Origin of the sequence: Superficieibacter electus, assembly GCF_002915575.1 — a bacterium.
Lineage (GTDB): Bacteria > Pseudomonadota > Gammaproteobacteria > Enterobacterales > Enterobacteriaceae > Superficieibacter > Superficieibacter electus.
The window spans coordinates 64,566-91,305 of record NZ_PQGD01000007.1 but is presented as its reverse complement, the minus strand read 5'-3'; the positions used below and the strand labels follow the sequence as shown (position 1 = coordinate 91,305).

Here is a 26,740-nt window from a genome sequence, read left to right as displayed (position 1 = left end):
ATACCTCTTACAGAAACTTGTTTTCTGGCCTGGCCTCACTTCCATTTCTGTGGCGATTTATCTGAATATCCTTTTAATTAGCTTCACTGGCCTTAATTTTGCGTGATGAAGGCTGTAAGGGTCTACAGTGTGTAATGAGGTTGTCATTAACTCGTGCCAAAGGAGGTTTTATAGTGTTATTTCCAGAAGACGAGATAGGCCACGTCATTATTGGCGAAGCGGCACTTAGCCTGGCGCTCAGCGAAAAAGAGATTAGCGTTTACTCTCTCATCAACGAGCTAAGTTACATGGCCAGGATGGAAGCCAGCGACGAGCGGCTTGTAGAAATCCATGAAGCCAGAAGCTGGCTTAAAGCGATGGAAACACCGGAAGTTGCTGCGCAACATGTGCCATACCTGCATACACTGGCAGGCCTTAACGAAGAAAAGAACTAGCGCCAATGGACGTAGTCCGGCTCCGGCCGGAAGACGACAGCGAGAGATGACCTCATCGGTCGCGCGCAAGCGTGTACCGGCCGGAGAAACTGTCAGGGATGACACTTGCGCAAAACGTAACTATAGCTTGAGAGGCTTTGAATATTGTTTAGGCTCTATCCAGTTAAAAACGTTAATAAATGGTGATATAAATCTCAGCACTTCAACCAGAAAGATGCGTTATACCTCTTTATATTAGGAGAATTGCGAATATTGTATATGATACATTGCAAGATCTGACGTAAGTGAAGCAGGCTGTTAAGCGGGAGCATCATACTCCCTTTTTATTTAATGGTTAGCATTGTAGACTGCTGCACCACCGCCAATGACAGCCAGAATACCAATTATTGCTTTTGTAGTAGCAACATTTTTATTGTGGCTAACCTCTGCATTGTGAGCATTCACGGATTTTTGGTTAAGTGTTAATGCGTTGTAAAAATGAGCATAGCATTTGTCGTCAACAGTTCCGACTAAGTGTGCCGCTTTTATTTTATCTGTTTTGTTATCCGCAATGATTGAAAGGGCACAAGTGTGTGTTTCAATATTTTGGACTGTCGCTCCAGAAGTTTGGCTACTGCCTAAGCCAAAGGTATTTACACCGCATCCCAGACAATCTGTTCCCGACGTCGCAGCACCAGAGCTAACAGTACTGCTATCGAAAGCACCAACAGAAGATGAACCATTATCAGAGTTCCATTGATAAGCAGTACTCGTTTTATCTACCGGGAAAGATACATTCGGAACTCCCCAGTCGGCAATTACTGAAGCCTTAGTCGCTACACCATCCATATATTTGATTTGTGCACCATCGTATTGGCTTGGCACGTGGTGCGTGCAACCTGAAATTATAAATACGAATACTACAACGATAAAACTTAAATATTTCAAAAAAACATCCTCACCTATACAGAAATATTTACACCCTGCAAATAAAATTATTGAATATTTATTTTACATTCAATAAACCCTATATAACTCAGGGTATTTTTTAGCGATATATTAATTAAACCTCGAAAATAAACACCTTACTTCCTGGCATCATACATATTCAGGGTTCAAATATCATCATCTGCTGCTAACTATATGCCAATATAGGATAACCCCGCAATCTGCCGTCTGGCTGAGGGGGTCAGAAGAAATTCGAATAGATATTACACTGCAACATCACAAGATTGATATGCTGAATGACCTGTCGCTAAAAAGGACAGAAAACCCAGCCCTTACTTCGAACAATCAGTTATCGTTTCCGTGTCATTGCAGAACATAAAAAGTAATCATCTAATAATAATTGTATTATACCATTTTGCACCTAACCAAAAACGCCCTCCCCACCTCTGCCACCAGCCACACGCCGTTCTCCGCCTGATAAAACGTTATGCCGCGTTGATACATCTCCATCGCCTTAACCGTTATCACTACCGGCTTCCCATGACGGCGTCCCACCGCTCTGGCGGTCTCGACATCTGCGGATAAATGCACATAGTGACGCGAACCGGGAACCAGCCCCTGCGTGTTAATAGATTCAAGAAAGCGGCTCGCCGTGCCGTGATATAAAAACTCTGGCGGCATTTTTTCTGCATAGCGTATTGCGACTTGCGGCGTTGAATGCCCTTGCGCGGCACGAATATACTGGCCATCTTCAGAAAGCGTAAAACGCTTTTTGTCACTGGTTTTAACGACGGTCGCTATTAGCTCATAAGTTAATACCCTGCCGTCACGGGCAGCGCGGTCAATCAGTTCATCGACATTCGCCCAGCCTTCGGCATCCAGCATCAGACCAATGGCCTCAGGCTGATGGCGCAACACAAAGCTTAAAAACTTACTGGCTTCAGTTATCTGTTTTTCCATACTGATAAAAACCTTATGGATGTATTTTTAAACGTTCACCAGACTGCGCGCCGTCGGGTAATCGGTAATCAACACATCAATATAATTGCCCTGCAACGCGCCACGAATGGCGTTACTTTTTTCCGGACCACCCGCCAGGGCGATAACATGCGGGCATGCGCGGATCTGCGTAAGCTCCATACCAATAACCGGGTCTTCCTCATGACTCAGTACCGGTTCCCCCGCCGCATCGTAGTAATGCAGGCAAATATCCCCCACCGCACCGCGTTCGGAGAGCAATTTCAACATCTGTTCATTGTAATAGTTGCCGGAATTTTTCAGCAGTTGAGACGGTTCCAGCTCGCCAATGCCAACGATAGCCACATCGACCTGGGCGAATTTTTCGACCACGGCCGCCACGTCCGGGCTGCTCACCAGACGCGTGCGCTCTTCAACCGAGTGTTCAATACTCTGCGAGGGCAGCAACCACGCCGGGCAACCCAGATGCGCGGCTAACTGCTGGGTCAGGATCGTCGCCTGTACGTTACCGTTCGGGCCGACGCCGCCTAAAAGCTGGATCACCCCGGCGGCGCGGATGTTTTGCGGGTGCATCTCATCAACCATACAGCGGATGGTGCTACTCCAGGAGGAAATCCCCACTAGGTCTTCCGGGCGCAGACGGGTCTCAACGTAATGCGCCGCCGCGCTGCCAATGGCATGTTTGATTTGTGCATTGCCGGGCGTGTCTCCGGTATCCACCACAATCGCCTGACGAATACCATATTGCTCTTCGATGGCTTTCTCCAGCGAGACAAAGATATTGGTCGGCTGTACCACAGTGATTTTCACCAGCCCTTCTTTCTGGCAACGCGTCAGCGCCCGCGAGACAAAAGACTGGGAAAGGTGAAGCAGCGAGGCTATCTCGGACTGTTTTTTATTTTCACTGTAATAAAGCGTGGCAATTTTCACCAGCAAGCGCTGCTCATCCTGCTTAGACATAGGGTTCCCCTTGATTTACTGCCTGTTATTTTTATGCATTGTTGAATATTTAACAAGCCAGCCGCCGCTTACCCGCACGATCATTTGTGATCGTACTCGCTTTTCTGTAAAGCCGCGCGATTGTTGTCGTAGACAAAGCGTTCAACAAGGCATATCTTTAGAGCATGAATAATAAATCAGTAGTGAATATATATTCCGAGCGGTAAAAAAAGGCAGTGTAACCCACCCGCTTACGCCACGTTCGGAGTGCATTTTTACCCTGCTGGAATATTTATTCATAACAGATTATACATTCAAGAGGTGCTTTATGAATCCGTTTTCGCTCTCCGTTGAGGAGCTTGAGAAAAAAGCGCGTGCCGTCCGTCGTCGCATTATCGTCCTCAATGCGGAAAGTCCGGCAGGGGGTCATACCGGGGCTGATTTGTCGCAGGTAGAACTGCTGACCGCTCTCTACTTTCGCATCCTGAACTGTTCGCCCGCGCTGCAAGAGAGCGACGAGCGCGATATTTATATCCAGTCCAAAGGCCACGCTGTCGGCGGCTATTACTGCGTGCTCGCCGAAGCCGGGTTTATACCTGTGGAATGGCTTTCTACCTACCAGCATGCGGACTCGCATCTACCAGGTCATCCGGTGAAACACAAAACGCCGGGCATTGAGCTCAATACCGGTGCGCTCGGTCACGGCCTGCCCGTGGCGGTAGGGATTGCGCTTGCCGCTAAACGCAGTAACAGCAAACGTCGCGTTTTTGCTATCACCGGCGACGGTGAACTGGCGGAAGGTAGCAACTGGGAAGCCGCGCTGGTGGCCGCTCATTACCAGCTTGATAACCTGATCATCATTAACGACAAGAACAATCTGCAACTGGCCGGATCGACCAAAGAGATCATGAACACCGACCCGCTGGATGAGAAATGGCGTGCGTTCGGCATGGAAGTGACCGAATGCCGCGGTAACGACATGGCGGATGTGGTCGCCACCCTCGAAGGGCTACAACCTAACGGTAAGCCGCATGTGGTCATTGCCAATACCACCAAAGGCGCGGGAATTTCCTTTATTCAGGGACGCCCTGAATGGCATCACCGGGTACCGAAAGGTGAAGAAATTGAACTGGCGCTGGAGGAACTGAAAGATGAGTAATAGCGAACATCTCGCCACAGTAATGGTGAATGCCTTTATTGATGCCGTCGATCGCGGCGTGGATCTGGTGCCGGTGGTGGCGGACTCCACATCCACCGCCAAAATTTCCCCGTTTATTAAAAAATTCCCTGACCGGCTGGTTAACGTCGGTATTGCCGAACAAACGCTGGTGGGCGCGGCTGCCGGGCTGGCGATTGGCGGCAAAGTGGCTGTAACCTGCAACGCCGCACCGTTTTTGATATCCCGCGCTAATGAACAGATCAAAGTCGATATTTGCTACAACAACACGAACGTCAAACTGTTCGGTCTGAACGCCGGGGCAAGCTATGGCCCGCTCGCCAGCACCCACCACAGTATTGACGACATTGCGGTGCTGCGCGGTTTTGGCAACATCGAAATTTACGCCCCTTCCAGCCCGCTGGAATGTCGGCAGATCATCGATTACGCGCTGGAACATATTGGTCCGGTTTATATTCGTCTCGACGGCAAAGCCCTGCCAGAACTGCATGACGACGACTACCGCTTTGCGCCGGGCGCGATTGACGTCCTGCGTAAAGGTACGGATATCGCACTGGTAGCGATGGGTTCGACGGTACATGAAATTGTCGAAGCCGCCACACAACTGGCGCAAGCCGGTATTGAGGCCAGCGTAATCAGTGTACCTTCTATTCGTCCGTGTGATACCTCCCGCCTTCTGGAACTGCTGAAAGCACACAACGCGGTGGTAAGTGTAGAAGAGCACAACGTTAACGGCGGCGTCGGTAGCCTGGTGGCCGAAGTACTGGCCGAAGCGGGCTGCGGCATCCCGCTGCGTCGGCTTGGCATTCCTGACGGGCAATACGCCATCGCCGCCGACCGTGCCGCTACCCGCGCACGGCATGAGATTGACGCGGCAGGGGTAGTGAAAAACGCCACCGCACTGTATCAGGCACAACGATAACAATAATAACGCTGAACCTTACTGGAGATAATGCAATGTCCCGAATCCCTCAACAATTAACCATGGCGGTGATCATCGGTAACCGGGGATTTTTCCCCAGCTACCTGGTGGCGGAAGCGCGTGAACAGGCGGTGGCGCTTTTTGCCCGTCTTGGTATCAACACCATTATGGTGGATGAAACGCAGACGGAACTGGGCGGCGTCGAAACCCGCCAGGATGCCAAAATCTGTGCGGAACTGTTTCGTGCGCACCGCGATGAAATTCATGGCGTTGTGGTATTACTGCCGAACTTCGGTGATGAAAAAGCCGTGGCAGAGACGCTACGCCTTTCCGGTCTGAACGTGCCAGTGCTGGTGCAGGCGCAGGAAGACAATCTTGATAAAATGGGCCTTGCCACCCGTCGCGACAGCTTCTGCGGAAAAATCTCACTGTGTAATAACCTGCGCCAGTACGGCATTCCTTTCACTCTGACCACCCAGCACGTTTGCGCGCTGGACGGTGACATCTTCGCACAGGATCTGCAGCGTTTTGAGCAGGTCTGTCGCGTGGTGAGCAGTATGCGTGGCGTGCGTGTCGGCGCTATCGGTGCCCGTCCTGCCGGTTTCAATACCGTGCGCTACAGCGAAAAATTGCTGGAACGTCTCGGCATCGCGGTGGAAACACTCGACCTCTCCGAAGTATTTACCCGCATTAAGCTGCTGCGCGATGACGATATTCGCGTCGATGAAAAACGTCGTCTGCTGCTGGACAACGCTGACACCAGCGGCATTCCGGCGGACAAACTGGTGACGATGGCGAAGCTGTTTGTGGTGATCAGCGAATGGGTGATCGCTAATGATATCGACACGACTGCCATTCAGTGCTGGACCTCGCTTCAGGAAAACCTCGGCATTAACGTTTGCTCAATCATGAGCGTGATGTCCGGGCAACTGATGCCCAGCGCCTGTGAGGTTGACGTGATGGGCGCGCTGTCGATGTACGCGCTGGCAAGCAGCAATATGAGTCCAGCCTCAATCGCCGACTGGAACAATAACTTCGGCGACGATCGCAACAAATGTGTGCTGTTTCACTGCGGTAACTTTGCCGCCGCCAGCCTCGACAACCCACATATGGGCACGGCAGATATTATTGGCACCACCGTCGGTAAAGAGAATACCTGCGGGGCTGTGCACGGGCGTTTTCGCAGCGGCGATCTGACCTATTTCCGCCTCAGCACTGACGATTTAACCGGCGAAATTAAAGCCTACGTCGGCGCGGGCAAATCGGTCGACGATCCGCTGGATACGGTTGGCTGCCGGGCGGTGATTGAAGTGCCGCATCTGGAAAACCTGCTGAACTGGATCTGTCGCAACGGCTTTGAACACCATGTGGCCATGAACCACTCTGCCAGCGCGCACGTGTTACACGAAGCCTTTACGCGCTATCTCGGCGTCAGTACCTACCTGCACCAGTAAAGGATGGCGGAGCACATTATGTCGGTGAGTAAAGAGATCGTTATTGCGCTCGATGAGGGTACCACCAACGCCAAGGCCGTGGCGATTGATGCGGCAGGTAAGGTCGTGGCGACCTTTTCCCGCGCGCTTTCGATTCAGACGCCGCGTGAAGGCTGGGTGGAACAGTCAGCGGATCTGCTGATTGAGGCTTCTCTTGATGTGGTTTCGCAGGCGATAGCGGCGGTCGGTGCCGAACGGGTGGCGGCACTGGCCATCAGCAATCAGCGTGAAACGGCAGTTGGCTGGTACCGGCGCAATGGCCGGGCCATCGCGTCCGCGCTCACCTGGCAGTGCTCACGCACGGCGGCGTTTTGTCAGAGTCTTCGTCAGCAGGGTCATGAAGAGCGGATCAAGGCGATTACCGGCCTGCCCGTCGCGCCGCTGTTTTCCGCCTCTAAAATGCGCTGGCTGCTGGACGCGATCCCTGACGGACAGGCGCTGGCAGCCGATGCAGAGATCTGCCTCGGGACCGTGGACAGCTGGCTGTTGTGGCATTTTACCGGTGGAGAGGCGTTTTGCTGCGATTATTCAAATGCCTCGCGCACCCAGCTTTTTAACCTGCAAACCGCTGCGTGGGATGACGAGATGCTGGCGCTGTTCGGCATTCCCCGCGCCGCGCTGCCGGAGATCCGCCCGTCGCGCGGCGAGTTTGGCCGCACGAAAGGGCTGAAAACAATCCCGGATGGTATCCCGATCCTCGCGATGATTGGCGACTCTCATGCGGCGCTGTTTGCGCACAGTCTGGGTGCTGAAGGCCGGGTGAAAGCGACTTACGGCACCGGATCGTCGGTGATGGCCCCGGTCTCTTCTGCCCAAAGCGGGGTTAATACGCTGGCGACCACCGTGGCCTGGCACGATGGCGAAAATTTGATTTATGGTCTGGAAGGCAATATTCCGCACACTGGCGACGCGGTAGCGTGGATGGCCGACAGTACCGGGCTGAGCGAGCTTCCCGTCGCAGAGCTGGCGCAGCAGTTGAATGCCCTGCCCGCCTCGGTTGATTCCACGCTCGGCGTGTATTTTGTTCCGGCGTTCACCGGCCTCGGCGCGCCGTGGTGGGATGAGCAGGCGCGCGGGTTAATTCATGGTCTGAGCCGCGGGGTGAAACGGGCGCATTTGATCCGCGCCGCGCTGGAGTCGATTACCTATCAGATTGCGGATGTCGCGGTCGCCATGCGCCAGCATAGCGATTTTGCGCTGAAAGCGTTAATGGTGGACGGCGGGCCAACCCGCAATGACTGGCTAATGCAGTATCAGGCTGATTTGCTGGGGTGTCCGGTGATGCGCAGCGATGTTGCAGAGCTATCCGCCATCGGCGCGGCGCTGCTGGCGCGCAAGGCGCTGCTGAAGGTCGGGGTTGAGGCGCTACGTCATTATCTGCCGGAGCACGCGATCTTTGAACCCGATATGACGCGTCATGGCCGTTTGCAAAAGCGCTGGCATGAATGGCAGGGCGCGGTGGAAATAGTGCGCAGTCATAAGCACGGGGTGGCGGTGTAATACGCAGCCGCGGAGCAAACTCTGCCGGGTGGCGCTGCGCTTACCCGGCCTACCTCAACAATATCAAAGCGTTAGATATTGCCCGTAGGCCCGCACCAGCGCCGCCGGACAGGTAAACCAAAACGGTGACGCTGTTGCTCCCTGTAGGCCCGTGCAAGCGCCAGCGCCGCCGGGCAGGTAAACCAAAACGGTAACGCTATTGCTCCCCCGTAGCCCCGTGCCAGCGTCAGCGCCGCCGGGCAGGTAAACCAAAACGGTAACGCTGTTGCTCCCCCGTAGGCCCGTGCAAGCGCCAGCGCCGCCGGGCAGGTTTTCCGCCCGGCATACGTTTAACAATATTTACCGCACCAGCCCGCCAAACCGCGATAACACGCTGTCAAAAATCGCCAATCCTTTCTCCACCTGCTCCGCGCTGATGGTGCACGGCGGCACAACATGAATACGGTTTTCCACCACAAAACTTAATAGCCCCGCTTCGGTGAGGGCGAATTTAATACTTGCCATCTCCGCCGCGCCGACGGGCGTTTTGGTTTGCGAATTTGTCACCAGCTCCATGGCCTGAAACACGCCGCGTCCGCGCACCTCGCCGATCAACGGGTGTTTTGCCGCCAGCGTCTCCAGCCCCGGTCGCAGTACGTTGTCACCAATGTAAGCAGCATTTTCCACAACCTTTTCTTCTTTCATCGCGTCAAGCGTTGCGACAATCGCCGCCATCGCCAGCGGATGCCCGGAATAGGTCAGGCCACCGGCAAAGAAATGATCGTCAAAATAGTGGGCAATCGGCTCGCTGATGATCACCCCTCCCGCCGGAACATAACCGGCATTCACGCCTTTTGCGAAAGTGATCAGGTCCGGCACAATCCCGTCCTGCTCGAAAGCAAACCAGCTCCCGGTACGGCCAAAACCGGCCATCACTTCATCGAGGATCAGAATAATACCGAACTCGTCAGCCAGCGCGCGAACCCCCTGCATATAGCCCGCGGGCGGCACCAGAATACCGGCCGTGCCAGGAATCGACTCCAGTAAAATCGCTGCGATCGCGCCAGGCCCTTCACATTCAATGATCCGCCGCAGATGGGCCAGCGCCCGAGCGCACTCTTCCTGCTCATTGCTGGCGCTAAACTCGCTGCGATACAAATACGGGTTAAAAAAATGAACGTGCCCGCGTGAAAACTCGTTCGGCACGCGCCGCCAGTCACCGGTGGCGGCAATCGCACTGCCGGTATTGCCATGATAGGAACGATAGGCCGACAGCACTTTATCGCGCCCGGTATAAAGCCGTGCCATGCGGATGGCGTTTTCATTGGCATCCGCGCCCGCATTGGTGAAAAAGACTTTGCTGAACCCCGCCGGGGCCAGCTCGATAATCCGCCGCGCCGCCTCGCCACGCGTCAAGTTGGCGGTGGCTGGAGCAATCGTCACCAGCTCGTCAATTTGCGCTTTCATCGCCGCCAGCACGCGCGGGTGCTGATAGCCAAGATTAACATTCACCAGCTGACTACTGAAATCCAGCCAGCTATTGCCTTCGTAGTCCCACAGTTCACAGCCCTGCGCACCGGCGATGACCAGCGGATTCAGGTTGCCCTGCATCGACCATGAATGAAATACATAATTGCGGTCCAGCTGGCGTACATCGTTATTCGTGATTGCCATATCGTCCTGAAGTGCCAGTTTCATTCTCTGCCCCTCTTTGGTGATGGTTGATATGCGCATCATCTGCCGCCCGGCCATCACGAGGTAGTGCCAGTTTTGTTAAAAAGCTGTGACACCTGTGTCACATCGCCACAGGAGGTCTGTCCCTGTTCTGCCCAAATAAGGATTTTTATAGTGAAGGCTGGCTACCAACACGAGAGAAGAAAATGAAGGCAAATAACGTAGTGCTAATTACCGGCGCAACATCCGGATTTGGCGAGGCGGCGGCAAAGGTGTTTGCCGCCGCGGGCTGGTCGCTGATCCTGTGCGGCAGACGCTTATCACGTCTGGAAACCCTGAAAGAGACGCTGGGGCAACAGGTAGCGGTACATATTATTGAAATGGACGTTCGTAATAGCGCGGCGGTTAAACAGGCGATCGAGGATCTGCCCGCGGACGTTGCGGATATCACGACCCTTATCAATAATGCCGGGTTGGCACTGGCTCCGCAGCCCGCTCAGCAGGTGGATCTTGCCGACTGGCAGACGATGATCGACACCAACGTTAGTGGGCTGGTCAACGTCACCCATGCCGTGCTGCCTGCGCTGTTACGCCACGGTGCGGGCGCGACGATGATCAACATCGGCTCGATTGCCGGGCAGTGGCCTTATCCCGGCAGCCACGTTTACGGAGCCAGTAAAGCCTTTGTGAAGCAGTTCAGCTATAACCTGCGCTGTGATTTACTCGGCACCGGGGTGCGGGTCACCGATCTGGCTCCCGGCATTGCGGAAACCGAGTTTACGCTGGTACGCACCAAAGGCGATCGTGCCGCATCCGATACGCTTTATCGCGGCACGACTCCGCTAAGTGCGCAGGACATTGCCGAACAGATGTTTTATATTGCGACCTTGCCGGACCATATGAATATTAACCACATTGAGGTGATGCCGGTGCGCCAGGCCTGGCAGCCCTTTGCCATCGATCGCGATTAATGGTTGAAGCCTCCCGTCATTCAGCGGCGTTGCGCTTACACCGTAAGCGCAACGCTAATACCTAACGGCTGTTCTGCAAAAATCGTCTTACCCGTTCTGAATCCGGGCGGGTAAAAAACGTCTCCGGCGGCGCTTTTTCAATCAGCAGCCCTTTTTCCAGAAACACCACTTCATCGGAAACCTGACGGGCAAATTCCATCTCGTGTGTCACGACCACCATCGTATAACCTTCCGCCGCCAGCGCCTTCATCACCCCCAGCACTTCGTTGACCAGCTCCGGATCGAGCGCCGACGTCGGTTCATCAAAGAGGATCACCTCCGGCGACATCGCCAGCGAACGGGCGATGGCAACACGCTGTTTCTGGCCGCCGGAGAGTGTGATCGGGTACGCATCCGCTTTATGCATCATGCCTACTTTTTCCAGCTGATGACGGGCGATATCGTGGGCCTCGGCGCGTTTCATACCTTTAACATGGAGCAGCGCTTCGCTGACGTTTTGCTGTACCGTCAAATGCGGCCACAGATTAAAACTCTGGAATACCATCCCGACCCGCTCGCGAATACGGGACAGTTCGCGATGCGACATCTTTTTGCCGGAGGCTTCATCAATACCAATGCGCTGACCGCTAATACGGATTTCGCCCCGGTCCGGCTGCTCCAGCCAGTTCATACAGCGCAGCAGCGTCGATTTACCGGACCCTGACGAGCCCAGAATACTGACCACCGTTCCCTTTTCTACCATCAAATTAATGTCGCGCAGCACCTCAATATTATCGAACTGCTTCGAGACATTTTTTACACTTACCGCTGTGATATCAGGCATGGGTTAATCCTCTTCTGGCTCCGTAAATACTTAGCCGTTTAATCAGTAATTCCAGCAGAATGCTAATCCCCCAATAAAGCGCAATGGCAACAATAAAGGCGTTGAACGGAATAAACCAGGTCGCCTGTACGCTGTTGGCGGCGGCGGTAATTTCCTGTACCGTGATAATAGATAAAAATGCGGTATCTTTCAGACAAATAATCAGTTGATTGCCCATTAGCGGTAGCGCTGATGAAACAATATTGGGCAAAATAATCCGTCGGAAGGTGTTATAGCGCGAAAATCCTTGCGAGGTTGCGGCTTCAATGTAACCGCCTGAAAATAGCCGCCGCTGACTGCGGAGGATCTCAAAAAAATAGGCACCGTGGTAAATAATTAGCGCCAGCAGTCCGGCGGTCCAGGGTTCAAGGCTAATGTCGACTTCCGGTAAACCGTAATACAGCAGATACGCCAGAATCAAAAAGGGGATCGCGCGCATCAGGCTGACAAAAGCAATAATGAGCCGATTAATGGCCTTATTTTGATACTCCATCACATAACACAAACTAACGCCAATCATCATGCCTGCCACGGCGGCAATAATAAATAACTCAAGCGTCGCCAGCAGGCCGTTGAAAAAGCTTTCCCGCGCACTCCAGATAATCGCCCATTGGTTCATAACTCCTCCCGCCCCTAGCGTGCCAGACGTTTTGCTTTGCGCTCCGCCATCCCCTGCAGACGCAGCAATAAGCCAATAATAATGATGTACAGCAGTGCCGCTGCCAGAATTGGCGATAATGGCTCATAGGTCACCGACGAAATTCGATTCGTCACGCGAGTTAAATCCACCACGCCTATTACCGCTATTGCCGGGCTGCCTTTAATTAAAAAGGACATTTCGTTGACCAGCGCGGGCAAACTTTCAATCCACATTTGCGGCAGCATAATATGGCGAAACCAGGTCCAGCGCCGCATGCCAACCGACTCTGCCGCTTCCCGCTGTTCGCGTGGGAAATTGCGAAAGGCGTTACGCCAGATCTCAGCATTAAAGGCCGAGGTATTTAGGGTTAACGCCACAATAGCCGCCACGGTTTTATCAAGGTTAATCCCGACCGTTGGCAGCGAAAGGAATAAAAACAAAACCAGCGTCACCAGCGGCGTGGCGCGGGCAAGGCTGATATAAACCACCAGAATCTGATCGATAACGGGCAATCGCATCATGCGAATAAACGCGATGAACAGCCCAATCACCACGCCAAAAACAATCGCCAGCCCTGAAATCCAGAGCGTCGTCCATGCACCTTCAATTAATAACTGCCACGCCATTGCGTCCATGGTGCTCCCCCCTTCAATGGGCGGCGGTTACCCGCCGCAATACATTACAGGCCAGCTAATTTATGGAACTGATCGGCACTGGTAATCGGCTCAGTGGGTAAATTGTCATAAGTTTCGCCAAACCATTTTTTCTGAAGCTCGGCGAGCCTGCCAGTTTCACGCAGGTGATCCATAAATTTGGTCATATAGGCCAGCAGCTCTGGTGAATTTTTAGGAATTGGCCAGGCCATATAGCCAGGGCCAGACACCGCCAGCCCTTTGGCAAAGACTTTCGGTTTGGCTTTTACCAAATCATTTACTGAGATCACCACGTTAATTACATAGTCCAGACGCTTATTGGCTAAATCCGCGTAGGCTTCAGGATAGGAAGGATATTCCACTACCGGCCCCAGTTTGCCGCCGGTTTTTTCCAGCATCGCTTTCAGTTCCGGCAATCGCGCCAGCAACGCGCTTCCCGCCTGCAACCCCACCTTTTTGCCATTTAGCGCCGCGATAGTGTTTAAGGAGTCATCGCCTGCGCGCTTAACAAAATAGTGCTGGGCGGAAGCCCACGGCGGGGTGAAATTAAACACATTGAGTCGTTCATCGGTAATGACCGCGCCGGTGAGGGCCATATCATATTGCCCGGTCGACACCGCCGCTAATAAGCCTGTCCACGGCAAAATACTTTGATCAACGTTGAATTTGGCATATTTGCGCAGCTCCTCCAGCATGTCTTTATTAAAGCCGTCAGCCTGACCGTTGGTCATAAAATTAAACGGCGCGTAATCGTCCTCCGTTGCCACTTTCAGGGTGCCAGCTTTTTCTATTTCCGCTAAATCAGCGATGGCATGGCAGGAAAACGCCATCGTCATCGCCGCTGCCAGATAATATGCGCTACATACTTTTTTCATTTTTCCGCCCTCTGTTGCCTTGCCGGAAACGCGCCAGCCGCTGATGCGTTGCAAATCACATGCCGATATCAGCGATCCACGCGTCGGTTGAATTCGTTTTTACTGTAGGGAGCCTTTTTGCAATCTGAATAGAGCCAGTTGCGTTGCGTGGATGTGTCAGTATGTCAAAGGCTGGTACGGAATTTGCTGGATTGAATACGGGCAGATTTCGAGGAGAGTGCGATGATCCGACACCTGATGCATGTGGAATTCGACCGCCAGCGCGGTTTACAGGAGCAGGTCCGTGAATCGCTGGTACGGGCGATCCTGAGCGGACTGTTTCCGGTTGATACGCCGCTTCCCTCCTGCCGCCAGCTTGCCAGCCAGCTTCACGTGTCGCGCAATACCACCGCGCTGGTTTTTGAGAGCCTGGTCAGCGAGGGTTATCTCGTCAGCCGTCCGCGCAGCGGATATTACCTGCATCCGGATTACCATACCTCACCGTCTCCGGCAGCGCAGGAGCTGCTCATCCATGATGAAACTGCACCATCCTGGAGCAGACGAATGAAAATGATGCCCAGCCAGCAGGAGTCGATCCTCAAACCCGCAGGCTGGATGAATTACCGCTACCCGTTTATCTATGGTCAGCCGGATACGCGTCAGTTTCCGCTTGCCAGCTGGCGCTCGACCGCTAACTGGCTGCACGGTGGCGTGCGCGATCCGGCATGGGTGGTCGATCATATCGATCAGGATGTGCCGATGCTGATTGAACAGATCCGTACCCGGGTATTGCCCAAACGCGGTATCGCCGCCTCGGCAGATGAAATCTTAATCACGCTCGGTTCACAAAACGCCCTTTATCTGTTGACCCGCCTGCTGATGGACCGACAAACGCGGGTAGCGGTGGAAGATCCTGGATTTCGCGAAGCGATTAATACCTTTATGCTCAGCGAAACCGGCATCGTGCCGCACCCGGTTGACAGCGAAGGCATAATGCTTAACGAGGAAACCGCCTGTGATTATTATTATGTCACCCCCGGTCATCAGGTGCCGACCGGCGTTACCATGAGCCCGGCGCGCCGTCAGCAGCTACTGGATCATGCCGTTCGCCATGATGCGGTGATCATTGAAGATGATTATGATTCAGAGAGTAATTTCACACGCAATCCGCTGCCCGCCCTGAAGGCCTGCGACCGCAGCGGTCGGGTGATTTATGTCAGCAGCCTGTCTAAAGCGCTGTCGCCAGGGCTACGGTTGGGCTTTATGGTGGCCGATCCGGATGTCATTGATGAAGCTCGCGCCTTGCGTCGCCTGATGTATCGCCATCCGCCTGCCAATATTCAGTATCAGATGGCGCATTTTCTGGCGCAGGGCCATTATGAAACGCATTTGCGCCGTTATCATGATGATTCAGCCCGCCGCTGGGATCGCCTGCACGAAGCGTTAAGAACGTCACTGCCGGAGTGCACACTCATGCCCGGCAGCGAACATGCGAACGCTTTCTGGCTCAGCACGCCGGAACATATCAGCACCCGGCAACTGACCTGGCGCGCGGCTCATGCGGGCGTATTGATTGAGCCGGGTGCCCGTCATTTTCTCGGCGATGCCCCGCCGGATCACTTTTTCCGTATGGGCTTTCACGCCATTGATCCGCAGGCAATTGCGCCGGGCGTTGATGTATTGAAGGGGCAGTTGATGCAGATGGGATGACGTCGTTCTCCTCTTCTGTGAGGAGAACGACGCATTAGACTGGTATAGCCAAAGATCAGAAGCTATATCCCACACTCACCGAGAAGTTGCGCGGTTCGCCATATACCACGCCGCTGCCGACGCTGGACGTATACTCCCGGTCAAACAGGTTTTTGACGTTGGCCTGCACCGAGAGATTCTTATTGACCTCATAACGTGCGAACAGATTCGCCAGCGGATAGCTGCCCTGATACACCCGCTGCGTCGCGCCGGAAGGACCAGCTGCATCCTTGTAAGTCCGGTTTTGCCAGTTCACCCCACCGCCGACGGTCAGCGCAGGCATCACCGGCACGTTGTAGCGGGTAAACAATTTCAGATCGGTTTGCGGCAACTGGGGATTGGTACGCGAGCCGCTGGCATCCTTCGCCACATAGCGCGTGGCACCAAAGGTGAGACTCAGGTTGTCGGTCACGGCACCATTAATTTCGAAATCCACGCCGCGGCTTACCACCCCTTTGGCCGCTACGTAAGCCTGCTCGCTGCTGTTATTCACATAGTTATCGCCGTCAATCTGTCCCAGATTATCCTGCTCAATACGGAAAATCGAAAGCGTGGTGGTCAGACGGCCATTGTACCAGTCAGATTTAATCCCGGCTTCGTAATCCCGGCCCGTTACCGGCTTGAGATAGTTCCCCTGACGATCGCGGTAGGTTTGCGGCTGGAAAATAGAGGTATAGCTCAGGAACGCCGAGTAGTTCTCGTTGATGTCGTAAACCAGCCCGCCATAAGGGGTCAGGTTATTTTTGTCCATATTGGCGGAAGTGCCATTGGTGCTGTACTGGGTGTAACGCATGCCGAGGATCAGCGAGAGCGGATCGGCGAGTGAGAAACGCGCGGCAGTATAAGCGGCTTTCTGGCGGATGGTATCTTCGGCGGAAAGCCCCCATGCCGGCCAGTCCGGCTCGGCAAGGTTGCCGTCAAAATTGATTATATTGCCGATATCCGCCGCAGAAACCATCGATGACGAGTAAAGATAACGGTTGCGCTGGCGGCTGTAATCCACGCCCGCCACCAGCTCATGCTGGCGGCCCAGCAGCGTAAACGGCCCGCTGGCGTATGCGTCTACTGCGGTCTGAGTACGCAGGCCGTGATACCAGCCGGCAAAACCATAACCGCCCGCCGCCAGAATACCGGTGTTTTGATCCGGGAAACCGCTGGGATAGAACAGTTTACTGTCGAAATTCGCTTCGCCATGCGTCGCATTCAGGCGCGTCTGCCAGCCGTTGGCAAACTGGGTGGTGAGCGCCGCGAACACTTTACGCGACAGGGTATTAAAATACGTCCAGTCGGGTGCCAGGCTGTCGCTGCGATCGTAATCGACGCGGTTGCCGTTTGAATACCAGGTCGGCAACCCGCCCCAGGTTGCGCCATCGGTATCGCGCGACTGGTAATCGTAGCCGAGATCCAGCACCGTATTGTCGCTCAGATCGGCCTGCACGGTGGCATAGAGGAATTTTTTGGTTTTATGGTAGCGATCCAGCCAGCTATCACCGTCCTGATAGCCAGTGACGACGCGGCCGCGCAGCGTTCCGGCGTCGTTCAACGGCCCGGAAAGGTCAGCCACATAGCGCTGGGTATCCCAGCTACCGTAGCTGGCGGACAGATCGCCGGCAAAGGTTTTGCTGTCAGCTTTCTTACGCACGAAATTAATGGCCGCGCCAGGATTACCGGTGCCGGTCATCAACCCGGTAGAGCCGCGGACAATATCGACCCGCTGGTAAATCGCGGCGTCGCCGTCGGTTTCACCAAAATTCCATGCGCCGTATTGCGTCGAGGGAATATCATCATAGGTGTAATTATTGATATAGAACCCGCGAGAGAAATAATCGAACCGCTCTGAGTCATATTGCGTGGCCGACACGCCGGTCACGTTATCCAGAATGTCTTTAACATCGCGCATATTCTGGTCTTTTATTCTTTCTTCGGTCACGACGCTGACCGACTGCGGAATATCGCGCTGGGTGAGATTCAGTTTTGTCCCGGCGCGAGTCGCAGGTACGGTATACGACGTTGCTGCCTGGGCCGCATTCTCCTCCACCGCATTGACCACGATGGTATCTTCAGCCCCCGCCGGGGCAGCATAAACCGCACTGCTAATACACAGCGCCATCAGTGAAAACGAAAAGCGATTACGATCCCCGGACGTAAAGCCAGCCATCCAGGGCGAAGGATTCCTGTGGTGAAAAGCCATCTGTTAACCCCATAAGTATTGTTGTGTTGTTATGGTGTGCCAGCGTCCTCAGGGCAGAGACCGCTGGCGAAAACGCGCGCAACAATACTAAATGCAAATGAGATGGATTTCCATTCTCAATTGAGTGGGGGGGGGTTATTTGATTCATATCATGAATGCATCAATCCTCGCCCGACGCTACCTTTGCATAGTCCAGCATCACCTTCAGCAGCACATTTGCGCCTGCGGTGACGTGCTGCGGCGCGGCATACTCAATTTCGTTATGGCTGATGCCGTCCTTACAGGGAATAAAAATCATGCCGGCAGGTGCGAGATAACTCATATAAACCGCGTTATGGCCCGCGCCTGACACAATCGGCCGCGACGGATAGCCAAGCCCGGTTGCCGCTCTGCTAATCGCCGCCTGACAGTCAGGATGGAACGGCGCGGCGGGATAATGACTCACCTCTTCCAGCGTTATCGCCATTCCCGTCTGCTCTCTAACCGTCGCAATAGTTGCCCGCAGCGCGGCATCCATCTTCGCAACTTCATCGTCGCTGATATTGCGCATATCAATGGAAAATTTGACCTCACCGGGCACCACGTTACGGCTATTGGGATTCACCTGCACCATCCCCACGGTCCCGCGTCCGTGCTCGCTGCGCCGCGCAATGGCCACCACGTCCTGCATCAGTCGCGCGGCGACCTGCATTAACGGTGAACAGACCGATAAAATCAGAATTAATTATGGCAGGCGGGCAAAATAGCCGATGACCTATCACCTGCTCTTATTGTTTAACATTCTGCTGCACTGCTGATGGGAAATATGTTGCGGAAATGCACCATGAAGTGTACGAAAATAAAATTCTGCCACGGAACTATTCTCGCTGCGCGGATATTATTAATATCTTTAATAATGAGAGGAAGGGTATAAGGATAAGATAAAACTTGCTGTCAAGCGCGATAATGCGCCTGATGCTTCACAAAGAGGGTTAACGGTTGGTCTGCCGGGTAAAAGAGACGTGATTTCTGAATAGTCGTTTGCATACGCGGATGCAGCCATACCAGCCCGCCAGAGTGACAATGCCCCAGACGACCCAGGCTATGGTTTCTCCTGCGCCAATTGTAAGGTGTAAAAAACGTGCGATAAAATACCCCACAACGACCGGTAACAACAGGCCCAGCCAGATGAAAAATTTGGGTGTGCCATACTTAATTTCTGCCCGGCACCCGCGACAAACATTTGCGCCATACGGAATATCGCTGCGGCAGTGTGGACAGGTAATTTCTTGATTATCCAATATTTATATCCTTATCGTGGATGACAATCTTTAAAGGTATGATACGCCGCGAAAAACCTGGTGACTACCCCTGAATATGATGGGCTGGAAATGAGAGCGGATAAATTGCTATAGATGAATGAAGAATAAGGCGGAAACTACGGGCAAAGATAAAGGGCCTCTGCTGGTTGTTGCTTAATTTTGACAATAGAACAACATCCCGGAATAAGTGGAATAAAATTGAGCCGCTGCCTGGCTATCGCCGCGTTGCAGGCTTCGCCTTCGTAAGCCAGTGAAGGATTTGCGCCTCGAGACAGGAGATGCGCGGCGAAGCTAATATTATTCTTCCAGATTGCAATTAATAATGCAGAATGATTTCCAGGCAGGCCATTAGTGGCATTAATCTCTGCGCCACGGGCAATTAAATAGTCAGCAATATCCTGATGACGTTGCGAACCATAATACGCAGCCACCATCAACGGTGTTTCCTTATATCTTCCAGTCATGGAATTGACATCCGTTTTTGCAACATCCACCAGGAAATGCACCGCATCGGCATTAGCCTGAGTAATCGCATTGTTTAAGGCCTCTGCCCTGTCCGGCAGGGTAACAGTTTTACATTGGTTGCTGACCTGTGAAGAGCAGCTATTACTCTTTAAACAGTGCTCACAATAAAACCAGCGTTTTTTTAATTCATCTGTATCCTGCGTAAAACTGGCAACTGGAGATAATAAATAATTTCTTTGTGTTACATATTTATCATGCTGATTGCAGGTTGCCGATGTCAGACAAAACACCATAACAATATTAAAGAGCGTGGGGAAATACATTTCAGTCCTCGACAATAGATAACGCAAATGAAAAGAGTAAACATAAAACCGTCGCTTTTTCACTTTTCACACCAAAAGGGGGCGTAATTAAAATCGGTAAAACCTCTGCTATCAGAAAACTCATCCACATCAGTTAACTACCCTCTTCGCACCAGTGAATTATAATTTTCGAGTACAAAATTAAAATGAGGATTCATAAAGTCACCATAAGCACCATGAAGGTCATGCAGTATTTAATTGTTTAATGCATTCATAATGTTAGATAGCTTCAATATTATGTTTGAGTTACATTCAAATGTAGAGCACATGCAGATTTTTGATATAATGCAACAATCTTAATTAAGCAGTGAACGCTGTAGTGGTCTTCAGCAAACAATTTAGATAGAAGCTGAATCAATTCCTGTTATCTCAACCTCACCATTCTGGAACGAAAAATAAATTTCAAGTGCCAGGTAATCTTGCTCAATGGGAGCAACGATCACACCACCAGTGAACAACTCGGTGAAATGGGTTAATACGGAGCCATGAAACCGATTTTCTTGTTTCACACAGCATTTTTCTGCAATGTAATAATTACCCGTCAGGCGACTGCGACAGGGAAACATATCTGGATCAGCGTTACACAACGCCTCCTCATTCAGATAATCAAGGACAGTTTGGTATACTGCCCGCTCAAGAAGGGGATCAAGGATGGAGATTTCCTTTTCAGAAATATTTGTATAACACAGGCGTGGGGCGGTTGGTGTATGGTCAACATCCCAACAGACATGATGATTTTCATTATTTTTTGCTTCAAAATTTAGTTTATTTAGCTTTTCAAAATTCATCTTAGCGCCTGCATAATCTGCTCACTAAAAAGGCATTTTCTCAGGACTGAGTTTGGTATCCACGCCGCCATTTTCGCACTTCAGCAGGCAAAAAACATGAATTAAATTTCTATTAAATCGCTCTTTCTCTCTCCAAAAATCAGGTGTTGCGCAGGCTGCAAGCACTCTTTAGCCATGCTGTCAGATATGCTGTGACAATATCGCCTGATAGTTCCTGATTTCAGATGTTTTTTGTACGGGAGGTTGCTGCTCTCCCAGGTCTTCATAGGGCGTCAGGCCCCTTCAATGATTACGAGTATATAATTTATTCAATTTGTCATTTTCCTCTTTGGAAAGACAATTAAAAAACCGCCCCCGCCCATTCATACCCCATAAAGAACCTATCTGAAATAGTTCAAGTATATAATCCCTCAAAATATCAGCCACAAAATCATTCCGTTGGGATAAGTACCATCCCCATAATTTATTTAACACTTTCGAAGCATTTCCCCTATTTATCACAACACCATTTATATCGATTAAAAAAGTTGCCGGGGCATGGCATCCCAACTCAACGATCATGAAATAAATTACATCAAGAAATTGCTTAAGTGATATTATCAAACCTGGTTCTTTTAAGCACTCACTATAATACTCAGTGAGATAATCACCATTCGAAAATGTCATATCGAATAACTCTTTCTCTGCATACCAATTTTTGCGGTTTTTATCTTTTTCAGCTTGTTTATCTATCCCGATGATATTATTAATATTTACCCATAGATATGGGCATTCAAAATTATCAAGTTTTCTAATTATATCTTCTATTCGTATGGTTGCCATAACCTTTCACCTGTTAATGACGCTTGCTGTTTAACATTATGGCAGGAAAAAACATGAATTAAATTCTGTTAAATAGCTCTTTTTCTCTCTCCAAAAATCAGGCGCTGCGCAGGCTGAAAACACGCTTTAGCCATGCTGTCAGGTATATCCGTTTTCATTAACGTCAAACATGACGCTTGTCAGATATGCTGTGACAATATCGCCTGATAGTTCCTGATTTCAGGTGTTTTTTGTACGGGAGGTTGCTGCTCTCCCGGGTCCTCATAGGGCGTTTTCATCCACTTCAACGTGAGCGATGCAGCCTCCTCCAGCGTTTTACACAATGACTTATTTTTAATAAAACAGTTTGACTGGGTATAGTGAAGTACCTTTTCAACATCGTCTTCATTTAACGTTTCATTAATATGGGCGGTCACCTCATTCAACAATGCAGGTCTGTTTTTCACCAGAACAGACAACTCATCCAGCCGTTCCCATTTATCCACCAGCAGCCGAATGACCGCCTCAGAGGTTCCCTCCATAATGTACCCCTCGTCACAGCCATGATATCGCGAGAAAAAATCGGCAACCGCTCTCCATGATGTCAGATAATCCATAGCGACATCCGCTTTATCAAAATCCTTCTGCGAACAACGCTCTGTTTCGGCCTGAGCGTTCAGGCAAAAAATGAATAAAAGTGCTATCAAATATCTCATATTTAATGCCCGGTCATTTTTTAATGATACATTTATTTACAGTATATTTTTTCTTACTGAAAAGAAAAAATCAGTCATTGTAATCCCATCTTAATCTTTACCAAAAATCCGTAATCCCATAACCTTACAAAGGTGCTCAGTTCATTCATCAGTCCGTATTATAAAAGCGCCAAAAAAAAAAATAATTAAAATATTAAAAAATGATTCAAGGAACAAATACTAATCGTAAACTCAGGGAACAAAAACAATGCTTACAAAGGCATCCATCTTATCTATAAATATAATACCTATTAACATAAAAAATTATAATGGCAAAAAACTTATCTTGCTCTCAAATAACTAAAATAAACTTTAATATAACATTGTCGGAACAACAACATCCAGAAATTTTTTATACTCGCATACCAAATTAACCATTAGTTAATCAGGAAAAATGCCATTTTTATATGATATCCATAAATAATTTAACGCCCAACTCTCATTATTGCCAGAAGCTAAGCTTTTAGCGATCAGGTCAACGTCATCAGATATGCATGAAGATATTTCCGAGTTATTGATAACTTTAAACGATAACTTAAATGCTTTTTCTCTCAGCAAATCAATAAAAACAGCATCACTATTTTTTAATCTTATAATTTCAAGTGCATTAAACTCGTTCATCCAGCGTTCATCAAAGTCAGGTTGATCCCTTGAATCTAAAGCATTATCGACATTCAGTGATTTAAGGAAGTCAAAAAATTTCGGGGCAGACATTGCCTCATCAACTTCAATTAATAATTTATTATTCATTGCATTACCCTTATTCATTAAATAAAGTTTTATTAAATATGAACTTCTACAAAATCATGTTTTCGACAGAGGTCCAACTTTGTTCAATCAATTAGACTATGTTTTTATGTATGCATCTGATATTTCTAACTAAACTTAAAAAACGTAAGGATTAGGTTATATGATCTTCCGTGTAATTGATATCTTATTGAATTATTAACTCACATCCGGGCCTCAACAATAAACTTATAAAATGGCCCAACGGTGGTGCACATGCTACCGCCCCGCCCTGATCGTCTGCCATCTGCCCTGGTCGATTTTATCCATGCGCCCGGCAGCTAAATATGACGTACCGCAGTTTCTTCTTTTGAAATCATAGTCTTTCCGGAATCGTACTTATTACCCTGACCCCGCGCCCCGCACGACGAACAAGCCTCTCCCTTCTATACTTTGTGAAACACAACTTTATGAGGTCTTTTATGCCCTTACCCGATTTCCACACCTCCGATCCCTTTACGCTTGGCATTGAACTGGAGCTACAGGTGGTGAACCCGCCGGGCTACGATCTCAGCCAGGATTCTTCCACGCTGATTGAGGCGGTCAACGCCGATGTCAACGCTGGCGAAGTGAAGCACGATATTACGGAAAGTATGCTGGAGATTGCGACCGGGGTGTGCCGCGACATTCATCAGGCGGCGGCGGAGTTTTCGGCTATGCAGCAGGTCATCCTGCGTGCTGGCGAAAAGCATCACCTGCAAATTTGCGGCGGTGGAACACACCCGTTCCAGACGTGGCAGCGTCAGGAGGTCAGCAAGAGCGAGCGCTATGCGCAGACACTGGAGTACTACGGCTATTTAACCCAGCAGGCGACGGTGTTTGGTCAGCATGTTCACGTCGGCTGTCAGAGTGGGGATGATGCAATTTATCTTGTGCATGGCTTGTCGCGTTTTGTGCCGCACGTCATCGCCCTGAATGCCGCCTCACCGTACCTTCAGGGGTCGGACAGTAAGTTTGCCTGCTCGCGGCTGAATATTTTCTCTTCCTTTCCGGATAACGGCCCGATGCCGTGGGTGAGCAACTGGCAGGCGTTCGAAGGGCTGTTCCGCCGCCTGAGCTATACCAGTATGATCGACAGCATTAAAGATTTGCACTGGGATATTCGCCCGAGTCCGGGTTTCGGCACGGTGGAAGTCCGGGTAATGGATACCCCGCTGACGTTAACGCACGCGGTGAATACGGCAGGATTTATCCAGGCGCTTGCCTGCTGGCTGTTGACGGAGCGGCCGTTTAAACATCAGGAGCGGGACTATTTATTATATAAATTTAACCGCTTTCAGGCCTGCCGTTACGGACTGAAAGGCGTGCTGACGGACGTCCACACCGGTGAACAGTGTACCATTGCTGATGATCTCACGCGGTTGCTTGAGCGGCTGACGCCTTATGCTGATAAACTCGGCGCAGGCAGCGCACTCGACGATATCGGCATGATGCTTAAAGCGGGTAAAAGTGAGGCGCAGAACATGCGGGAGTTTATCGCCGACGGCGGATCGCTTATCGGACTGGTGCAAAAGCACGTCGAAATCTGGGCGGCAGGCTAGCCGCCCTTCTTGCCAGGCTTTACAATGCGCCATACGATTTTTAACAGAAGATTAACGGTACATGAAACACCCGCTTGAATCCCTGACCATCGCTGGCAGCATTTTACTGCTGGCGTTTCTTTCCTGTCTGCTGCTCCCGGCCCCTTCGCTTGGACTGGTGCTGGCGCAGAAACTGGTCGCCGTGTTTCATCTGATGGATCTCGGCCAGCTATATACCCTGCTGTTCTGCCTGTGGTTTCTGGCGCTGGGTGTTATCGAGTATCTGATTATTCGCTTTATCTGGCGTCGCTGGTTTTCGCTGGCGGGTTAAGCCGGTAAAGTCACGCATCCCCGCCACCAGCGCTTCACACCAGGCGGCATAGTCATGGCCGCTGGACCACGGGTGGAAACTGGCGCGGTAGCCTTTATCACGCAGCACCTGAGCAAACGCTTCAGTATTACGATAGATCCCGCCGTCCGGCCCCTGACTTTCAAAGCGTCCGGCCTGGAGCCAGAAGCGGATCGGATACTGCGGCGACTGTTGATACTGTCGCGTCAGCCAGCCCGGCGCTTCGCCCTGCGGTGCCCACCAGTAAGAGCCTGATAAACTCAACACGTTGCCAAAAATGCGTGGATAGCGCAGCGCTACCCACGATGAGGCCAGCCCACCGTAGCTGGAGCCTGCCAGCACCGTTTTCTGGCGCTGCACCGGCAAGCCGTTTTGACGCAGCCACGGCACCAGTTCATGCGCCATAAAATCAGCGAATGCCGGATTCGGCGGCAATTCTTTTCCGCGCCGGACGTGATCGAGGCTGTCGATAAAGACAATGTTGAACGGCGGTACGACGTGGCGGGCGATCAAATCGTCCATCACGCTGGCGAAGCGATACTCATCCTGGTACACCTGCCCGTCAAACAATATCAGCGTCCAGCGCGCAGGCTGCGCCACGCGGGGACGGTAGATAATAATATCGCGCTGGTTATTGAGTAGGTGACTGTAAAGAGATTGTCGCGTCAGCGTGCCATGCGTCACTGGCTGCGTCATACGCTGAGGGGTGCAGTAGCGGGCGGATGTCAGTGCCAGCAGCGAATAGCGATTCCAGCGGTCGGTGCGATCGGTGCTCAAGGTAGCCGGATTAAGCGGATCGGCCTGGGCGCTGACCAGGATTGCCCGTCGCTGATCGCGCGCCGTGCCCTGGACCACTGGCACGTCGGGGGCCAGCTTGTACTGCATCAGCGTATCGGCCGGTACGACATAGCTGCGAAACCAGATGTCGGAGTCACCAAGACGAAACAGCGGATCGTGATCGCCTGCAGGCGATCCGAGAATAAACACGTTATTGCGCGCGCCGCGCCACAAAAAGGTTACGCGCTTATGCGTCGCATCCACCGGCTCCACCAGCGGGGTTCCTTCCTGACGTCGCGCCTGCCAGAATGCCTCAGTGCTGCCGCCTGCCTGAAGCTCGCGGGCTAATTGTTGTAACAGCGGGCTTACCGGATCGAGCACCTGGGTTCTGGCGAGAGACGCGGTTTCTTTGATCCGCCAGCTAAAGCGCCAGCGGGTACCCTCCTCGCCATGCAATACCAGTGAAGAAGGCTGATTAAACGGAAGCGAAAACAGCAGCGACTGCTCGCTGTCGGCAGGTTCCCCCTCCACCAGCGTGCGCAAACGGCGGTTTTGTTGATCGAGCAGGCGTGCATCGGTGACACCACGTAGCGTTGCGGAGACATAATTTTCACCCAGCGCGGGGAGCACAAAACACACTTCGCCGCTGGCATCAAATTTCCCCTGCTGCTCGCCCTGCACCGACATTGCGTCACAGCTGGCGGCCAGCGCAGGCGTCGCGCTTAGCCCAATTAACACACCACTCCACGCCATTTTCATGACAGCCATCTTCCCCGTGAAATTTGTTACAACGCTAATGCAAATGATAACAATTTGCAATATCATTAGCGCCGTTTACGTTTTCCTCTCCCGCTATTCCCTCCAAGAACAGGGGATTTTCAATGGCATCGTTC

At 51.6% G+C, this 26,740-nt stretch carries 25 protein-coding genes and 1 pseudogene; 9 read left to right on the top strand and 17 right to left on the bottom strand.

Features of this window, described 5'->3' with window-relative positions; all coding sequences use genetic code 11:
* The first annotated feature begins 173 nt into the window (after positions 1-173).
* Entirely contained in the window at positions 174-434 is a 261-nt protein-coding gene (locus CHU32_RS10140; RefSeq protein ID WP_103677120.1) for a hypothetical protein, read from the top strand.
* Positions 435-761: 327 nt separating this feature from the next.
* On the opposite strand, the gene CHU32_RS10135 is transcribed toward CHU32_RS10140, so the two are convergent.
* The 3 genes from CHU32_RS10135 to CHU32_RS10125 all read right to left on the bottom strand — a co-directional run bounded on the left by CHU32_RS10135 (position 762) and on the right by CHU32_RS10125 (position 3,299).
* Entirely contained in the window at positions 762-1,361 is a 600-nt protein-coding gene (locus tag CHU32_RS10135) for a hypothetical protein (protein ID WP_103677119.1), read from the bottom strand.
* 405 nt (positions 1,362-1,766) lie between these two features.
* Positions 1,767-2,321 carry an RNA 2'-phosphotransferase gene (gene kptA, locus CHU32_RS10130; RefSeq protein WP_103677118.1) on the bottom strand — a complete coding sequence of 185 codons (555 nt, stop codon included), beginning with the start codon at positions 2,319-2,321 and terminating at the stop codon, positions 1,767-1,769.
* A gap of 27 nt (positions 2,322-2,348) precedes the next feature.
* Positions 2,349-3,299 carry a sugar-binding transcriptional regulator gene (locus CHU32_RS10125; protein WP_103677117.1) on the bottom strand — a complete coding sequence of 317 codons (951 nt, stop codon included), beginning with the start codon at positions 3,297-3,299 and terminating at the stop codon, positions 2,349-2,351.
* A 307-nt stretch (positions 3,300-3,606) separates the two neighbouring features.
* Here CHU32_RS10125 and CHU32_RS10120 point away from each other — a divergent pair, with 307 nt between their 5' ends.
* The 4 genes from CHU32_RS10120 to CHU32_RS10105 are packed head-to-tail and all read left to right on the top strand — an operon-like array spanning position 3,607 to position 8,370.
* Positions 3,607-4,437 carry a transketolase gene (locus CHU32_RS10120; protein WP_103677116.1) on the top strand — a complete coding sequence of 277 codons (831 nt, stop codon included), beginning with the start codon at positions 3,607-3,609 and terminating at the stop codon, positions 4,435-4,437.
* Positions 4,430-5,377 (top strand): transketolase family protein, encoded by a 948-nt coding sequence (locus CHU32_RS10115; RefSeq protein WP_103677115.1) that lies wholly within the window; start codon positions 4,430-4,432, stop codon positions 5,375-5,377. Before CHU32_RS10120 ends, CHU32_RS10115 begins: the two co-directional genes overlap by 8 nt.
* A 35-nt stretch (positions 5,378-5,412) precedes the next feature.
* Positions 5,413-6,831 (top strand): L-fucose/L-arabinose isomerase family protein, encoded by a 1,419-nt coding sequence (locus CHU32_RS10110; protein ID WP_103677114.1) that lies wholly within the window; start codon positions 5,413-5,415, stop codon positions 6,829-6,831.
* 18 nt (positions 6,832-6,849) lie between these two features.
* Complete coding sequence (locus CHU32_RS10105; protein ID WP_425444886.1) at positions 6,850-8,370, top strand: FGGY family carbohydrate kinase; 1,521 nt, start codon at positions 6,850-6,852, stop codon at positions 8,368-8,370.
* A gap of 339 nt (positions 8,371-8,709) precedes the next feature.
* On the opposite strand, the gene CHU32_RS10100 is transcribed toward CHU32_RS10105, so the two are convergent.
* A complete protein-coding gene (locus tag CHU32_RS10100; RefSeq protein WP_103677113.1) occupies positions 8,710-10,047 on the bottom strand; it encodes an aspartate aminotransferase family protein in 1,338 nt (445 codons plus the stop codon).
* Between the two features lie 182 nt (positions 10,048-10,229).
* Here CHU32_RS10100 and CHU32_RS10095 point away from each other — a divergent pair, with 182 nt between their 5' ends.
* Positions 10,230-10,994, top strand: coding sequence for an SDR family NAD(P)-dependent oxidoreductase (locus CHU32_RS10095; RefSeq protein WP_103677112.1), 765 nt, complete (start codon positions 10,230-10,232; stop codon positions 10,992-10,994).
* 61 nt (positions 10,995-11,055) lie between these two features.
* On the opposite strand, the gene CHU32_RS10090 is transcribed toward CHU32_RS10095, so the two are convergent.
* Genes CHU32_RS10090 through CHU32_RS10075 form a run of 4 tightly spaced genes read right to left on the bottom strand, consistent with a single transcriptional unit; the run spans position 11,056 to position 14,024 of the window.
* A complete protein-coding gene (locus tag CHU32_RS10090) occupies positions 11,056-11,817 on the bottom strand; it encodes an amino acid ABC transporter ATP-binding protein (protein WP_103677111.1) in 762 nt (253 codons plus the stop codon).
* Positions 11,810-12,475, bottom strand: a complete 666-nt coding sequence (locus CHU32_RS10085; protein ID WP_103677110.1) for an amino acid ABC transporter permease — start codon at positions 12,473-12,475, stop codon at positions 11,810-11,812. The genes CHU32_RS10090 and CHU32_RS10085 overlap by 8 nt, the downstream gene beginning before the upstream one ends.
* Before the next feature lie 14 nt (positions 12,476-12,489).
* Complete coding sequence (locus CHU32_RS10080; protein WP_103677109.1) at positions 12,490-13,131, bottom strand: amino acid ABC transporter permease; 642 nt, start codon at positions 13,129-13,131, stop codon at positions 12,490-12,492.
* 44 nt (positions 13,132-13,175) lie between these two features.
* Positions 13,176-14,024 carry a transporter substrate-binding domain-containing protein gene (locus CHU32_RS10075; RefSeq protein WP_103677108.1) on the bottom strand — a complete coding sequence of 283 codons (849 nt, stop codon included), beginning with the start codon at positions 14,022-14,024 and terminating at the stop codon, positions 13,176-13,178.
* A 222-nt stretch (positions 14,025-14,246) separates the two neighbouring features.
* Here CHU32_RS10075 and pdxR point away from each other — a divergent pair, with 222 nt between their 5' ends.
* Entirely contained in the window at positions 14,247-15,713 is a 1,467-nt protein-coding gene (gene pdxR / locus CHU32_RS10070; protein ID WP_103677107.1) for a MocR-like pyridoxine biosynthesis transcription factor PdxR, read from the top strand.
* Between the two features lie 55 nt (positions 15,714-15,768).
* Here the strand turns inward: pdxR and fhuE are convergent, their stop codons facing one another.
* The 8 genes and pseudogenes from fhuE to CHU32_RS10030 all read right to left on the bottom strand — a co-directional run bounded on the left by fhuE (position 15,769) and on the right by CHU32_RS10030 (position 23,165).
* Positions 15,769-17,910 carry a ferric-rhodotorulic acid/ferric-coprogen receptor FhuE gene (fhuE, locus tag CHU32_RS10065; RefSeq protein WP_218113721.1) on the bottom strand — a complete coding sequence of 714 codons (2,142 nt, stop codon included), beginning with the start codon at positions 17,908-17,910 and terminating at the stop codon, positions 15,769-15,771.
* Between the two features lie 193 nt (positions 17,911-18,103).
* Positions 18,104-18,634 (bottom strand): annotated as a pseudogene (locus CHU32_RS10060) (M20/M25/M40 family metallo-hydrolase); the annotation flags it as partial.
* A gap of 280 nt (positions 18,635-18,914) precedes the next feature.
* Positions 18,915-19,223 (bottom strand): hypothetical protein, encoded by a 309-nt coding sequence (locus CHU32_RS10055; protein WP_103677104.1) that lies wholly within the window; start codon positions 19,221-19,223, stop codon positions 18,915-18,917.
* Positions 19,224-19,360: 137 nt separating this feature from the next.
* Entirely contained in the window at positions 19,361-20,032 is a 672-nt protein-coding gene (locus CHU32_RS10050) for an ankyrin repeat domain-containing protein (protein WP_103677103.1), read from the bottom strand.
* A 377-nt stretch (positions 20,033-20,409) separates the two neighbouring features.
* Positions 20,410-20,859, bottom strand: a complete 450-nt coding sequence (locus tag CHU32_RS10045) for a hypothetical protein (RefSeq protein WP_103677102.1) — start codon at positions 20,857-20,859, stop codon at positions 20,410-20,412.
* 282 nt (positions 20,860-21,141) lie between these two features.
* On the bottom strand, positions 21,142-21,681 hold the full coding sequence (locus tag CHU32_RS10040) for a hypothetical protein (protein ID WP_103677101.1): 540 nt from the start codon (positions 21,679-21,681) through the stop codon (positions 21,142-21,144).
* Between the two features lie 179 nt (positions 21,682-21,860).
* The gene (locus CHU32_RS28560) at positions 21,861-22,202 is read right to left on the bottom strand and encodes a hypothetical protein (RefSeq protein ID WP_245880205.1); all 342 of its coding nucleotides are present in this window, start codon (positions 22,200-22,202) and stop codon (positions 21,861-21,863) included.
* 594 nt (positions 22,203-22,796) lie between these two features.
* Positions 22,797-23,165, bottom strand: a complete 369-nt coding sequence (locus CHU32_RS10030; protein ID WP_103677100.1) for a hypothetical protein — start codon at positions 23,163-23,165, stop codon at positions 22,797-22,799.
* Positions 23,166-23,623: 458 nt separating this feature from the next.
* Between CHU32_RS10030 and CHU32_RS10025 the strand changes: the two genes are divergently transcribed.
* Both CHU32_RS10025 and CHU32_RS10020 read left to right on the top strand, forming a co-directional pair.
* Positions 23,624-24,742 carry a YbdK family carboxylate-amine ligase gene (locus tag CHU32_RS10025; protein ID WP_103677099.1) on the top strand — a complete coding sequence of 373 codons (1,119 nt, stop codon included), beginning with the start codon at positions 23,624-23,626 and terminating at the stop codon, positions 24,740-24,742.
* A 61-nt stretch (positions 24,743-24,803) separates the two neighbouring features.
* Positions 24,804-25,052: a DUF1158 domain-containing protein gene (locus CHU32_RS10020; RefSeq protein WP_103677098.1), complete on the top strand. Its 249-nt coding sequence runs from the start codon at positions 24,804-24,806 to the stop codon at positions 25,050-25,052.
* Here CHU32_RS10020 and CHU32_RS10015 read toward each other — a convergent pair.
* Positions 24,951-26,606, bottom strand: coding sequence for an alpha/beta hydrolase-fold protein (locus CHU32_RS10015; RefSeq protein WP_103677097.1), 1,656 nt, complete (start codon positions 26,604-26,606; stop codon positions 24,951-24,953). The genes CHU32_RS10020 and CHU32_RS10015 overlap by 102 nt on opposite strands.
* Positions 26,607-26,740: the final 134 nt, after the last annotated feature.

Bases quoted from the DNA above. Each gene is read 5' to 3' on its own strand.
- kptA (WP_103677118.1), bottom strand. From the start codon at position 2,321: ATGGAAAAACAGATAACTGAAGCCAGTAAGTTTTTAAGCTTTGTGTTG.
- CHU32_RS10125 (WP_103677117.1), bottom strand. From the start codon at position 3,299: ATGTCTAAGCAGGATGAGCAGCGCTTGCTGGTGAAAATTGCCACGCTT.
- CHU32_RS10120 (WP_103677116.1), top strand. From the start codon at position 3,607: ATGAATCCGTTTTCGCTCTCCGTTGAGGAGCTTGAGAAAAAAGCGCGT.
- CHU32_RS10115 (WP_103677115.1), top strand. From the start codon at position 4,430: ATGAGTAATAGCGAACATCTCGCCACAGTAATGGTGAATGCCTTTATT.
- CHU32_RS10110 (WP_103677114.1), top strand. From the start codon at position 5,413: ATGTCCCGAATCCCTCAACAATTAACCATGGCGGTGATCATCGGTAAC.
- CHU32_RS10105 (WP_425444886.1), top strand. From the start codon at position 6,850: ATGTCGGTGAGTAAAGAGATCGTTATTGCGCTCGATGAGGGTACCACC.
- CHU32_RS10100 (WP_103677113.1), bottom strand. From the start codon at position 10,047: ATGAAACTGGCACTTCAGGACGATATGGCAATCACGAATAACGATGTA.
- CHU32_RS10095 (WP_103677112.1), top strand. From the start codon at position 10,230: ATGAAGGCAAATAACGTAGTGCTAATTACCGGCGCAACATCCGGATTT.
- CHU32_RS10090 (WP_103677111.1), bottom strand. From the start codon at position 11,817: ATGCCTGATATCACAGCGGTAAGTGTAAAAAATGTCTCGAAGCAGTTC.
- CHU32_RS10085 (WP_103677110.1), bottom strand. From the start codon at position 12,475: ATGAACCAATGGGCGATTATCTGGAGTGCGCGGGAAAGCTTTTTCAAC.
- CHU32_RS10080 (WP_103677109.1), bottom strand. From the start codon at position 13,131: ATGGACGCAATGGCGTGGCAGTTATTAATTGAAGGTGCATGGACGACG.
- CHU32_RS10075 (WP_103677108.1), bottom strand. From the start codon at position 14,024: ATGAAAAAAGTATGTAGCGCATATTATCTGGCAGCGGCGATGACGATG.
- pdxR (WP_103677107.1), top strand. From the start codon at position 14,247: ATGATCCGACACCTGATGCATGTGGAATTCGACCGCCAGCGCGGTTTA.
- fhuE (WP_218113721.1), bottom strand. From the start codon at position 17,910: ATGGCTGGCTTTACGTCCGGGGATCGTAATCGCTTTTCGTTTTCACTG.
- CHU32_RS10050 (WP_103677103.1), bottom strand. From the start codon at position 20,032: ATGTATTTCCCCACGCTCTTTAATATTGTTATGGTGTTTTGTCTGACA.
- CHU32_RS10045 (WP_103677102.1), bottom strand. From the start codon at position 20,859: ATGAATTTTGAAAAGCTAAATAAACTAAATTTTGAAGCAAAAAATAAT.
- CHU32_RS10040 (WP_103677101.1), bottom strand. From the start codon at position 21,681: ATGGCAACCATACGAATAGAAGATATAATTAGAAAACTTGATAATTTT.
- CHU32_RS28560 (WP_245880205.1), bottom strand. From the start codon at position 22,202: ATGGAGGGAACCTCTGAGGCGGTCATTCGGCTGCTGGTGGATAAATGG.
- CHU32_RS10030 (WP_103677100.1), bottom strand. From the start codon at position 23,165: ATGAATAATAAATTATTAATTGAAGTTGATGAGGCAATGTCTGCCCCG.
- CHU32_RS10025 (WP_103677099.1), top strand. From the start codon at position 23,624: ATGCCCTTACCCGATTTCCACACCTCCGATCCCTTTACGCTTGGCATT.
- CHU32_RS10020 (WP_103677098.1), top strand. From the start codon at position 24,804: ATGAAACACCCGCTTGAATCCCTGACCATCGCTGGCAGCATTTTACTG.
- CHU32_RS10015 (WP_103677097.1), bottom strand. From the start codon at position 26,606: ATGAAAATGGCGTGGAGTGGTGTGTTAATTGGGCTAAGCGCGACGCCT.